11 protein-coding genes are annotated in these 12,393 nt (G+C 61.7%); 7 read left to right on the top strand and 4 right to left on the bottom strand.

Annotated elements, in window-relative coordinates; translation table 11 throughout:
- Positions 1-54: 54 nt before the first annotated feature.
- The 4 genes from EOC83_RS11265 (at position 55) to EOC83_RS11250 (ending at position 4,489) form a co-directional block, all read left to right on the top strand.
- On the top strand, positions 55-1,605 hold the full coding sequence (locus EOC83_RS11265; protein ID WP_013532332.1) for a trimethylamine methyltransferase family protein: 1,551 nt from the start codon (positions 55-57) through the stop codon (positions 1,603-1,605).
- Between the two features lie 42 nt (positions 1,606-1,647).
- Positions 1,648-3,297 carry an ABC transporter substrate-binding protein gene (locus EOC83_RS11260; protein WP_027163239.1) on the top strand — a complete coding sequence of 550 codons (1,650 nt, stop codon included), beginning with the start codon at positions 1,648-1,650 and terminating at the stop codon, positions 3,295-3,297.
- Positions 3,298-3,393: 96 nt separating this feature from the next.
- Positions 3,394-3,873, top strand: a complete 480-nt coding sequence (locus EOC83_RS11255) for a DUF3828 domain-containing protein (RefSeq protein ID WP_027163240.1) — start codon at positions 3,394-3,396, stop codon at positions 3,871-3,873.
- Between the two features lie 4 nt (positions 3,874-3,877).
- Positions 3,878-4,489, top strand: a complete 612-nt coding sequence (locus EOC83_RS11250; protein WP_013532329.1) for a hypothetical protein — start codon at positions 3,878-3,880, stop codon at positions 4,487-4,489.
- Between the two features lie 9 nt (positions 4,490-4,498).
- Here EOC83_RS11250 and queF read toward each other — a convergent pair whose 3' ends face one another.
- The gene (gene queF, locus EOC83_RS11245) at positions 4,499-4,960 is read right to left on the bottom strand and encodes a preQ(1) synthase (RefSeq protein WP_010915503.1); all 462 of its coding nucleotides are present in this window, start codon (positions 4,958-4,960) and stop codon (positions 4,499-4,501) included.
- 101 nt (positions 4,961-5,061) lie between these two features.
- Here queF and EOC83_RS11240 point away from each other — a divergent pair, with 101 nt between their 5' ends.
- Positions 5,062-7,107: an NADH:flavin oxidoreductase gene (locus tag EOC83_RS11240; protein WP_063167731.1), complete on the top strand. Its 2,046-nt coding sequence runs from the start codon at positions 5,062-5,064 to the stop codon at positions 7,105-7,107.
- A gap of 143 nt (positions 7,108-7,250) precedes the next feature.
- Here EOC83_RS11240 and EOC83_RS11235 read toward each other — a convergent pair whose 3' ends face one another.
- Positions 7,251-7,658, bottom strand: a complete 408-nt coding sequence (locus EOC83_RS11235; RefSeq protein WP_063167732.1) for a hypothetical protein — start codon at positions 7,656-7,658, stop codon at positions 7,251-7,253.
- 115 nt (positions 7,659-7,773) lie between these two features.
- Between EOC83_RS11235 and EOC83_RS11230 the strand changes: the two genes are divergently transcribed.
- On the top strand, positions 7,774-8,202 hold the full coding sequence (locus EOC83_RS11230) for a MarR family winged helix-turn-helix transcriptional regulator (protein WP_013532326.1): 429 nt from the start codon (positions 7,774-7,776) through the stop codon (positions 8,200-8,202).
- Between the two features lie 115 nt (positions 8,203-8,317).
- Positions 8,318-9,130 carry a DUF6817 domain-containing protein gene (locus EOC83_RS11225; protein WP_224620272.1) on the top strand — a complete coding sequence of 271 codons (813 nt, stop codon included), beginning with the start codon at positions 8,318-8,320 and terminating at the stop codon, positions 9,128-9,130.
- 71 nt (positions 9,131-9,201) lie between these two features.
- On the opposite strand, the gene EOC83_RS11220 is transcribed toward EOC83_RS11225, so the two are convergent.
- Together EOC83_RS11220 and EOC83_RS11215 are read right to left on the bottom strand one after the other, a co-directional pair.
- Positions 9,202-9,942 carry a polysaccharide deacetylase family protein gene (locus tag EOC83_RS11220; protein WP_081714379.1) on the bottom strand — a complete coding sequence of 247 codons (741 nt, stop codon included), beginning with the start codon at positions 9,940-9,942 and terminating at the stop codon, positions 9,202-9,204.
- Between the two features lie 76 nt (positions 9,943-10,018).
- The gene (locus EOC83_RS11215) at positions 10,019-12,085 is read right to left on the bottom strand and encodes an EAL domain-containing protein (RefSeq protein WP_063167734.1); all 2,067 of its coding nucleotides are present in this window, start codon (positions 12,083-12,085) and stop codon (positions 10,019-10,021) included.
- Positions 12,086-12,393: the final 308 nt, after the last annotated feature.

Below are 12,393 nucleotides of genomic sequence, written 5' to 3'. Positions count from 1 at the left end.
GTCACATCACCATTTTGTCGCGCTAGGCTCCTTCATGAGTGGAATGGAGTTGCCATGAACGCACCGGCCCCCGAAGTGACCGAACATGCCAACCGCCGCAGTGGCGGCCGCCTGGGGCGCAAGGCCCTGCGCGGAGCTCCCGTAACGTCGTTCCCGACGCTGGTCCGCCAGATCCCCGTCTACCAGATGGTCCCCGATGAGGCGGTCGAACTGATCCACGAGGAGTCGCTCTTGATCCTCGAAGAGGTGGGCTGCGAGTTCCGCGACGACGAGGCGATCGCACTGTGGAAGGCGGCGGGCGCGGATGTCTCGGAAACCCGTGTGCGGATCGACCGGGCCCTGCTGATGGAACTGGTGTCGAAGGTCCCGTCGGAGTTCACGCTCAATGCGAGGAATCCGCAGCGCACGGTGCGGGTGGGCGGCAACAACACCATCTTCGTGCCGATGTATGGCGCGCCCTATGTTCGCGATCTCGACAACAACAGGCGTTACGGCACGCTCGCCGACCTCAACAATTTCCACAAACTCGCCTACATGGCGCCGGCGCTGCATTCATCGAGTTCGGTCATTTGCGAGCCGATGGAAATCGCGGTACCGAAGCGTCACCTCCACATCATCCATTCCGCGCTTAAGCATTCCGACAAGCCGTTCATGGGCATCGTCACGTCCAAGGAGCGGGCGGAAGACACGATGGCGATGGCAGGCATCGTGTTCGGAGAGGATTACGTCCGCGACAATCCTGTCCTGGTGTCGATCACCAACTGCAATTCGCCGCTGGTGTGGGACGCCACCATGCTGGACGCGATGAAGGTCTATGCGCGAAGCAACCAGCCGCTGATCCTCGCACCCTTTGCACTGTGCGGCGCCTCGACTTCGGCGTCCGCCGTGGGCGCTGTGGCACAGGTCAATGCGGAAGCGCTGGCGGGCGTCGCCTTCACGCAACTGCTGCGCCCAGGCTCGCCGCAGATCTACGGACAGTTCATGGTCACGGTGGACATGAAGACCGGTGCTCCGATGGGCGGCACGCCCGAGGCGGCGCAGATGATGTATCTGATGGGAGCGCTGGCACGGAAATACCGGCTGCCGTGGCGCACCTCCGGCTTCCATGTCGGGTCGAAGCTCAACGACGCCCAGGCTGGTTACGAGGCGAACATGCTGATGCATGCCGCCATCCTCGCCGGCGCCAACTACATCTGGCACTCCGCCGGATGGCTCGAGGCCGGCCTGACCTGCGGCTATTCGAAATTCGCCACCGACTGCGAACAGCTCATCGGCTGGTACAAATATGCCGGCGGCCTGCCGTTCGACGATTTCAAGGAAGCCATGGCGGCAATCCGCGAGGTGGGACCGCAGGGCCATTTCCTCGGTACCCAGCACACGCTGGAACATTTCGAATCCGCCTTCTTCATGCCCTCGATCATGGACTTCAATTCGTTCGAACAGTGGAAGGCAGAAGGGGCGAAGGACCACGACACGCGCGGCCGCGAGAAGGCGCGCAACATGCTGGCGGATTACGAGGAGCCGAAGCTCGACGAAGGCATCGCCGATGGCCTGATGGATTTCATCGCGCGGCGCGAGGAGAGGCTGCCGGACAGCGTCAGTTGAGGCGAAGAACCAAGATCAAAGGGAACCAGACGGGAGGAAAAAATGGCATTCTTCAGAAGCAGTGGCGATCGCGTGCCGAGCGCTATCGAGGCAATGGCGGTCGAAGCACGCGCGGGTCGTGTCGACCGGCGCGAGTTCCTGGCGCTGGCAAGCGCCTTCGGCGCATCGACGGCTCTTGCCTATGGCATGATCGGCCTTGCCGTGCCGGATCGGGCCTTGGCCGAAGAGCCGAAGAAAGGCGGAACGCTGCGCGTCTCGATGTCGGTGAAGGGACAGAAGGATCCGCGCACTTACGACTGGGTGGAACTGGCGAACATTTCGCGCTGCTGGCTGGAGCCGCTTGTCCGCTATACCAGGCAATTCACCTTCGAGCCGGTCCTGCTCGAAAGCTGGGATATCAACGACGACGCCACCGAATACGTGCTGCATGTGCGCAAGGGCATCACGTGGAACAATGGCGATGCCTTCAACGCCGATGACGTCGCTCACAATCTGACCCGCTGGTGCGAGAAGAATGTCGCCGGCAATTCCATGGCCGCCCGGGTCGGCGCGCTGATCGACGCAAAGACCGGCAAGGCCAGGGATGGCGCGATCACCAAGGTCGACGACAATACGGTCAAGCTGAAGTTAAGCGAACCAGACATTTCGCTGATCCCGAATTTCACCGACTATCCGGCGCTCGTCGTCCATCGCAGCTTCGATGCCGACGGTGCCGATCCGATCAAGAAGCCGATCGGCACGGGACCGTTCGAACTGGTCTCCTACGATGTCGGCCAGAAGGCGGTCGTCAAGCGTCGTGAGAATGGCAAATGGTGGGGTGGTGAGGCGCCGCTCGACAGCGTCGAGTTCGTCGACTACGGCACCGATTTCAACGCCACCGTGAACGCGTTCGAATCCGGTGAGATCGACCTCAATTTCGAGTCGCCCGCCGACTTCATCGACATTCTCGACAAGATGGATCTGGTGAAATCGGAGGTGGCGACGGCGACGACGCTGGTTGCCCGCACCAACATCACCCACAAGCCCTACGACGACAAGCGGGTGCGCAACGCCCTGCAAATGGCCGTCGACAACAATGCGGTCCTCGAACTCGGTTATGCCGGGCGAGGCACCCCTGGTGAAAACCACCACGTCGCCCCGATCCATCCGGAATACTATGCGCTGCCCAAGAAGACACGCGACGCCGCCGGCGCCAAGAAGCTGATGGCGGAAGCCGGACAGGCCGACTTCGAGCATGAGCTGATCACCATCGAGGACGATTGGCAGAAGAATACCGGCGACGCCATTGCCGGCCAGTTGCGCGATGCCGGGATCAAGGTGAAGCGCACGGTGCTGCCGGGTTCGACCTTCTGGAACGACTGGACGAAATATCCCTATTCGATGACGATCTGGTACATGCGCCCGCTTGGCGTGCAGGTGCTGGCGCTCGGCTATCGCACCGGCGAGGCCTGGAATGAATCGGCATATTCCAACCCCGATTTTGATGCCAAGCTCAAGCAGGCGCTTTCGCTCATCGACGTGGAGAAACGACGCGAGGTCATGAAGGATGTCGAGCAGATCCTGCAGGATTCGGGCGTCATTATTCAGCCCTTCTGGCAGAAGCTCTACAGCCACATGAGCAAGAAGGTGAAGAACTATGGTGTCCACCAGACATTCGAGATGGACCTTCAGAACGTCTGGCTGGACGGCTAAAACAAGGTGCTGCAGGACTTCATGAGCCGCAAAAAAGCCGATATGCAGGATACGTGGTGTTGATAGGCTCAAGCCGTCAAAAGCCGGAGATTCTGCATGCGACTGACAGTGATCGTTGCCGCCCTTTCGATAGCCCTGCCGGCCGGAGCCGTCGCCGGACCGGCGTCCGACGCGGTGAAGTTCTTCTATGCCCCGGCGGTCAAGTTCGAGGCCGACGAACAATATCGGGACCGGTTCACCGAACCGGTGACGAAACTGTTCGACCTGAACGACCAGGCAACGAAAAAGAACCCGGACCAGGTCGCCTGCATCGATTTCGATCCTGGTCTCGACGCTCAGGATTTCGATCAGAAAACCGTCTCGAAAACGCTGAAACTGTCTGAGAAGCAGGATGGCGACAACGCACAGGTCACGGCATCCTTCAGCCTGTTTCCGGAAGGCGATGATTCCAAACGTGAAATGCTCTGGTCGCTCAAGAAGATCGACGGCAAGTGGAAGATATCGGACATCGCTTCCAAAACCAGCGACTGGACGCTCAGCGCGCTGGAATGCATGGCCGGCCAGACGCCGGAGTGAAGCGATGGCCCACCGCCGGTTCGTGGCACTGTCGGGTGTGTGCCTGCTGGCGGCTCTGAGCGGCGCCGCCGCGCAAGGCTTGTTGGGTGCGCCGCCGGCAAACGCCCCGGCCGACACCCAGCCGAGCGACAGCGCTGCACCGCCCGCAAATGCGCCGGGCGGAGCGGCAGAACCGGCCACGCCGCCGGTTGGATGGTCGCCGGCCGAAGCCGCGCCCGCCGCACCGATCCAGCCGGGCTCGCCGACCGCCGTTGTGCGGCCGTTTTACGATCAGGTCGGGCTGGAGATCGATCCGGCCGAGCGAAGCCATTTCATCGATCCAGCCAAAACCGTGCTCGACAAGAGCGACGCCTTGCGCAAATCCGGGCAGGGCGAGTGCCTCGACCCCAACATGGCGCTCGACAATGCCGATTACGACAAGGCCGAGATAGACAAGAGCCTGAAGACGCTCGAGGCGATCAACGGTGACCAGGCCAAGGTCATCGTCGCCTTCGTCATATCGGGCAACCCGCACCGGCTGGAATGGAAATTCAAGAAGGTCGATGGCGACTGGAAGATCACGGACCTGTTGTCGGTGACCGGCGAATGGGCACTCAGCCAATATCAGTGCGAATGATGGGCGAGCTCAACCCCGCCCGCGATAGGGCGCCACCCCGGTGTCGGGGAGCCAGGCGCCTTCCGGCGGAGCGCCGGTTTGCCAGAACACATCGATCGGAATGCCGCCGCGTGGATACCAATAGCCGCCTATGCGCAACCACAGCGGCTTGGTTGCCGCCACGATGCGGCGGCCGATCATGACGGTGCAGTCTTCATGGAAGGCGCCATGGTTGCGAAACGAGGTCATGAACAGCTTGAGCGACTTCGATTCCACCAGAGCCGCATCGGGTGCGTAGTCGATGACGATATGGGCGAAGTCCGGTTGGCCGGTGACCGGGCACAGCGAGGTGAATTCCGGGCAGGTGAAGCGCACGATCGCCGGCGGCCCGTCGCCGCGCGAAAACGGTACGGTCTCCAGAACCGCTGCTTCGGGGCTTTGTGGCGTCTCGACGTGCGCACCGAGCTGGGTGAGAGTTTTGGTATCGATCATGGGCCCAATCCTTGTCGCATGCGCCCGGAGTGCGTGCGGGACGACATGCTTGAAAACGAATTTTGCCGCTCATTAGCACAATTTGAAACCGCAGGAAGACGATGACCTCCAACGATCCGCTTCTCCAGCCCTACCAGCTCAAACATCTGACGCTGAAGAACCGGGTCATGTCGACCAGCCATGAGCCGGCCTATTCCGAGGACGGCATGCCGAAACAGCGATACCGGCTCTACCATGCCGAGAAGGCCAAGGGCGGTATGGCGCTGACCATGACCGCCGGCTCGGCGATCGTCTCGCGCGACAGCCCGGCCGCTTTCGGCAATCTGCATGTCTATGACGACAGGATCGTGCCGTGGCTGGCCGAGCTCGCCGATGCCTGCCACGAGCACGACTGCAAGGTGATGATCCAGATCACCCATCTCGGCCGCCGTACCGGCTGGAACAAGGCCGACTGGCTGCCGGTGCTCTCGGCCTCGCCGGTGCGTGAGCCGGCGCATCGCGCATTCCCGAAAACCATCGAGGACTGGGACATCGAGCGCATCGTCGCCGACTATGCTTCGGCCGCCCAGCGCTGTCAGGCCGCCGGCCTGGACGGCATCGAGTTCGAATCCTACGGCCATCTGATGGACGGCTTCTGGTCGCCGGCCACCAACCATCGCGACGACGAATTCGGCGGCTCGCTCGACAACCGCCTGCGCTTCACCAACATGGTGCTTGATGCCGTGCGTGCGTCGGTCGGCGAGAAATTCGTCGTCGGCATCCGCATGGTCGCTGACGAAGATTTCGAAAAAGGCCTGTCCAAACAGGAGGGCATCGAGATCGCCAGGCGGCTGGCCAATTCCGGCAAGGTCGATTTCCTCAACATCATCCGCGGCTCGATCGAAAGCGATGCGGCGCTGACCAAGGTCATACCGGTGGCCGGCATGCGCTCGTCGCCGCATCTCGATTTCGCCGGAGAGGTGAGGGCGGCGACGAAATTCCCGACCTTCCACGCGGCGCGCATATCCGACGTGGCCACCGCACGCCACGCCATTGCCACCGGCAAGCTCGACATGGTCGGCATGACCCGCGCCCATATCGCCGATCCGCACATCATCAAAAAGGTGATGGAGGGCCGCGAGCATGAGATCCGCCCGTGCGTGGGCGCCACCTATTGTCTCGACCGCATTTATGAGGGCGGCGAAGCGCTTTGCGTCCACAATGCCGCGACTGGCCGCGAGGCCGAAATCCCGCATATCATCGTCAAGACCGAAGGACCGAAGCAGAAAATCGTGGTCATCGGAGCCGGCGCCGGCGGGCTGGAGGTTGCGCGGGTCGCAGCCGAGCGCGGCCACAAGGTGACGGTGCTTGAAGCATCGAGCCAGGCCGGCGGCCAAATTCGACTGGCGACGCAGAATCCGCGCCGCAAGGAGCTGATCGGTATCATCGACTGGCGGCTGGCTGAACTCGCCCGGCTCGGCGTCGAGATCCGCTACGACACCTGGGCGGAGAAGGACGATGTTCTGGCGCTGTCACCCGACGTGGTGGTGGTCGCCACCGGCGGCCTGCCGCAGAACCCGCCGCTGACGGCCGGCGACAATCTTGTCACCTCAAGCTGGGACATCATGGCCGGCAGCGTCAAGCCGGCCGAAAATGTACTGCTCTATGACGACAATGGCGGCCATCAGGGCATGGGCGCCGCCGAACTGATCGCCAATGCCGGCTCGAAACTCGAACTTGTCTCGCCCGAACGTTTCTTTGCCCCGGAAATGGGCGGCATGAACCATGTGCCGTACATGCGCGCCTTTCAGGAAAAGGGCGTCAGCATCACCATCAACACGCGGCTGCGTTCGGTGCGCCGCGAGGGCAACCAACTGGTCGCCGAACTGGCATCGGATTTCGCCGATGGCTGGCGCGGCGAGCGCAGGGTCGACCAGGTGGTGGTCGAGCACGGTACGTTGCCGCTCGATGATCTCTATCTCTCGCTGAAGCCTCTGTCGAAGAACGGCGGTGCGGTCGACTACGAACGGCTGGTGAGCGGTGGCGACATCTTCCCCAAGCGCAATCCAGAAGGCGGCTTTGTACTGTTCCGCATCGGCGACGCGGTCGCTTCGCGCAACATCCATGCCGCCATCTACGACGGCATCAGGTTCGGCTTGCGGATCTGAAATTGGGCGTTGCCAGGATCGGTGGCGCGCGGCCGGACCTGCGTACGAGAGCCCATGTACTTCGGTCTGGCCGCGCGCTCGCGCGTCATTGGCTCGTCGCCAGACAACGCACGATTCTGTGAGGGTGTGCCGCGTGGCGGCGTTCAAAACATTCTGGCGGTGGCCATGCACAGCACTGTCAGCACCAACAGCCCCCCGGCAATGCGCTCGCCTCTTGTCATCTTCGCGCGCAACTGCCTTTCCGTTGCCGCATCGGCACCGGCAAGCTGCCTGCTGGTTGAGCCTACCAGCGCGCCTTGCACGCCGGCGGCGATCAGGGCCGTCACGATGCCCAGCGCCAGCACCTTCTCCATCGAGCCGAAAACACCCTCGTGAAAGAAATACCAGAGCAGTATGCCGGTCAGGAAAACCAGGCCGGCAGCGCCCATTTGCGGCCGGAAGAACCGTTCCGCCCGGATGTCCGGGTCACGGCCGACCGCGATGGTCGTGCCCGCCCAGAATACGCCTGCCATGACATGAAGACCGATAACGACGATGTAGACATATTGCATGACCGGATTTCCTCTTTAGCCCGCCATCTCTAGATAATTAGATATCGAATGGTTAGATGTCAATATATAAGTCGTGCCAGTTCCATCCGTGCATGACACCGTCTAGGGTCCTGCAATGACACCCTTTGACCGCCCGCCAGTCGGCATGAATCTCGGACGAACCGCCAAGCTGGTTGCCCAGGCCTTCGATGCTGCCCTGGTCGAGGCTGGAGGTACATTGCCGATCTGGCTCACGCTGCTATCGGTCAAGTCGAGCAACCTTGCCAACCAGCGCGAGCTTGCCGGCATGATCGGTATCCAGGGCGCGACGCTGACCCATCATCTCAACGCCATGGAGGCGCAGGGCCTGCTGATGCGCCGCCGCGACCCCGTCAACCGCCGGGTTCATCTGGTCGAATTGACCGAGGCCGGAGAAGCGATGTTCGAGACACTGCGCAAGGCCGCGCTCGTCTTCGACAAGCGGCTGCGAGTGGGATTGACCGACGAGCGTCTGGCGGAGTTCGCGCAGGTGCTGGCTGTGTTGCGGGGCAATGTCGGGGGATAGAACCCTGCGGACCAAGAATTTCCTTGGACTGGACTTCCCTCATCACATTTGTAACGTTCCATTGTCCGGCTGATCCTGGTGGGAAGAGGTCAGGCTCAACTCTTCTGTAAAATCTGTGCAAGAATACCGAAGCCGCTGGCTTCGGGAGCGAGAAGTCGCCGGAAAACCTAACAACGTTCGGGGGGACAAGTTGACCAAAGAAGATCTGTTCGTTCCGCGCCAGACCAACACGGCGCTTTACATCCAGCTATACGAGGCTGGATATCCGCTTGCCGATATCGCCAGGGTGCAGAAGGCGTATCGTGTGTGTTGCGCGATGTTCAACGGCCGTTATCGCAAGACGGGACGGCCTTTCATCTGCCATGCGGTGGGAGCTGCGTCGTCGGTCGCGCATTTCGACCAAAGCGTCGATCTTGTCCTCGCCGCTATGTTTCACGCCGCCTATGACGGAGGCCAGTATCCGGACGGCAAATCCAGCAGGCGAACCGATGCTCATCGCAAGTGGCTGGAGCAAAAAATTGGTCCTCGCGTCGAGGGTCTTGTCGCTCGCGTGGTCGGACTGAAATTCGACACGGGAGATCCCGAGCGCATTGTGGACAAAGGTGTGCCGACCGGCGACGAGGACATTCTGTTCCTGGCGCTTGCCCATGAGGTCGATGACCTGGCGGACGGCGGACTGGCGTTTGCGCCCAAATACGGCCAGTCGATTCGTTCGAGGGTTGCTGCCTGCGCCACTCTGGCCAGGAATCTGGGCCGCGAAAATCTTGCCGCCACCATCGAAGGTTACGGCGCCCGCTACGAGACGATGGCGTGGGCTGCTCCCCTCCAGGAGACGAAGCTGGTGGGCTTTCAGATGACGCCTAATTTGCGCACATACATCAAATTGCGTCGGCACAAGCTGCGCGGGGAGTCGATCGAGGTGCTTTGACGCCTTGCCGGCCATGCGACAGCATCGGGTACCGATGCACATCCGCTGAAGAACTCGCCGTCCTCACCGGTTCAGTCGTCGTAGCCCTGGATTGCCCCAAAGGCGTAACGGCGCAGCTTCAGCGCGGCGATCAAATTGGTCAGCTTCGTCTTGCCGTCGAAGCCGTCCTGAAACATCTCGTCATGCATCAGCAGGATCAGCTTGCCGGGCTTGACGAAGCGGCCATAGCCGAACAGATGATCGATCTCGCTGACCAGATGGTCGACGCTCTGCACCGGCTCGCCGTTGTCCTTGTGCACCCATTCATGGTCCCAGCCGTAGAGATAGAAGCCTGAGGCCGCGACAAATTCGTAGTCGGGCTCTTCATGCCCCTCCTGGGCGAGGCCAAGCGAAGTGTCGTTCTTCGACATGGAGGGCAGCCTGAACACGTCGCGCCCCGGCAGCCTTGCATGCACCACGGGCTTCAAGCCGAGCACCGCGTTTGCCCGTACCATGTCGGCGACGACACCCTCGGTGTCGCCGTAGAAATGCCGGTAGTGATTGTAGGCATGGCTGTAGCTGTGGTTGCCGAGCGTCACCAGAGGAAGCTGCTTGGCGCGCTGGACGAGCGCTCTGTTGGCAGCGCTCGCCTGTGCGTGCATGCCGACCATGAATAGGGTTGCAGGAACCTGCTCGGCCTCCAGCACGTCGAGGATGTTGCTTGTGCCGTTCAGCGGCCCATCGTCGAAGGTAAGATAGATGGTGCGATCGGCGCCCTGGGCGGGGGCCGCAAAGATCAGCAGTGCCGCAAGGGCAAACCGAAACGGTGTCATCAGCCCCGATATCCCTGTTGCGATCACGACAAGGCGGCCATCTTCACACGCGGTTGTCAAGGCAGCCCGGCCGTACCTATGCCAGGCTTCCTTGCAGCACCGTCAGCTTGGCCTTCTTCGGCATGCGAGCGGTCAGCCATTCCAGCGCCTTGTCGTGCGGCATCGGGAAGGCGATGGAGTAGCCCTGCACCTGGTCACAGCCGATCGCCATCAGCGAATCGAGCTCGGCCTCGGTTTCGGCACCCTCCGCGACGATCGAGATGCCGAGGCCACGCGCCAGCTCGGTGATGGCGCGCACGATCTTCGAGTTGTCGCCATTCTCATGGATGTTCTGAACGAAGCGGCGATCGATCTTCAGCCGGTCGATCTCGTTCGGGTTGACATGGCTGAGCGAAGCATAGCCGGTGCCGAAATCATCGAGTTCGAGATGGACGCCGGCTGCCCTGATGTGGCGCAGCTTGGCGGCGATGCCTGTCTTTTCGTCGTCGAGGATGACGGATTCGACGATTTCCAGCGACAGTTTTTGCGGCGGCAGCCCAGCCTTTTCCAGCGTCTCGAACAAGAACGCATCGAAATCGTGCTCGCGCAGCTCGGTGCCGGAAACATTGACGGCAAGCCGTCCGAAGGCAATGCCGGCGCGATTCCATTCGGCCGCCTCGTTGATCGCCTTGGTGATGACGATGCGGCCGATCTCGGGCATGAAGCCGCATTTCTCGGCGACCGGGATGAATTCGCCGGGCGGGATCATGCCGCGCTCCGCATGGTTCCAGCGCACCAGCGCCTCTATGCCGCTGATCGTGCCGTTGGTCAGCGAGACCTGCGGCTGGAAATAGACCTGGAACGCCCGCTCCGCGATGGCGACCTTGATGTCGTGCTCGAGCTGCTTGCGATAATCGAGTTCGCGGCGCAGTTCCTCGGAGAAGAAGGAGAAGTTGCCACCGCCAAGCTTCTTGGCGGAATAAAGCGCCAGGTCGGCATGGACCAGCAAATCCCCAGCATTGTCGGCGTCGATCGGATAGACCGCGATGCCGGCGCTGGCGCCTGGGAGAATGGTCGTGCCCTGGAAGACGATCGGCTCGTTGATGTGCGCCAAGATGCGCCGCGCCAGCATGTTGATGTCTTCGGTGCCGCCGGCGCCGCCGAGGATCATGACGAACTCGTCGCCGCCCAGGCGCACGCACAGATCCGACGCCCGGCAGGAATCGCGCATGCGCTGTGCCGTGACGACCAGCACATAGTCGCCGGCGGCGTGGCCGAGCGTATCGTTGATCTGCTTGAACCGATCGAGATCGAGCTGGACGACGGCAAGGCGTTCGCGACGCCGGTGCGTGCCCTTGATCAGCGTGTCGAAATGATCGGTCAGGAACGTGCGGTTGTGCAGGCCGGTGAGGCCGTCATGAACCGCGATGAAGGCCATGGAATTGCGCGCGTCGATCAGTTCATGCGTCTTGCGCAGGATGGCGTTCGACATCGGCCTGAAGATGAAGAGCGCCACCAGTATGATGACGCCGATTGTGGCGTAGAACAGCGTGCGATGGAGAGCGAGCAGCTTCTCGGAGCGGTCGTCGGCGTCGGCAGTGATGCGCTGGCCGAGCGCGGCATAACCCGACAAGGTCGCATTGGCGACTGAGGCGTCGAGATTGACGCGTTCGCCGCCGCCCTTGTAGCCGCCATTGCCGTTGAATTGCGATTCATAGGCCGAGATCAGGCGGTCGCCATTGGCGATCAGCCCGACGGAGAAATAGTCGAGGTGGAAGGGCTTGGCGAAGAGGACGCTTTCGATCGACTTCGGGTCGAGCTTGGCCGGCGATTGCGGATCGGCTCCTGTCTGATCGAGCAGCAGGTCGTAGTTGGTCTCGAACTCCGCCGTTGCCTGCTTGAGCGCGCTGACCAGCGCCGGTTGCTTGTCGCGTGAACCGGCACCCGTTGCACTGGCAAGGAAGACGATGCGCTGCGACAGCGTCTTTTGTGTGCTGACGATGTCGAGCAAGGTGTGATTGTGCTGTTGGGTGGCCATCATCTGCTGCAGCAGGATGAAGGAGGCGATCACCATGGCCGCAATGATCAGCAGGGCCAGCCAATAGCCAGCCTTGATCAGCAGTATGAGCTTGCCTGAAACGGTTTGCACCGGCTGCTGCGACATTTTCGGGGGCGGCCCTCTCGCCTAAGGATTCTTGCCTAGGGATTCTTGTATGAGCACCATTGAACTGCAAACGTTAACAGGACCGGAAATCGACGGCTGTCCGGCAAGGGGCGGCCGTGGAAAGATCGCGGAATGGTTATCGGCTCGTTTAGCACCGTACCGGCATTTGAGCGGTCATCGGCCAGAACCTTTGTCGTGGCGTCGTTCCTCGGCCGCGTGATGATCGACATCGGGGCCGCATCGTGCTGCTTGCCACCGATCCGGTCGTTTTTGCGATGGATTTTTCGCGCGGACGAGACGACAGTCGG

The sequence above is a fragment of the Mesorhizobium sp. Primo-A genome (assembly GCF_003997175.1).
GTDB lineage: Bacteria > Pseudomonadota > Alphaproteobacteria > Rhizobiales > Rhizobiaceae > Mesorhizobium > Mesorhizobium ciceri.
Note: the sequence above shows the minus strand (reverse complement) of the source record. Positions and strands in the feature narration are given on the sequence as shown.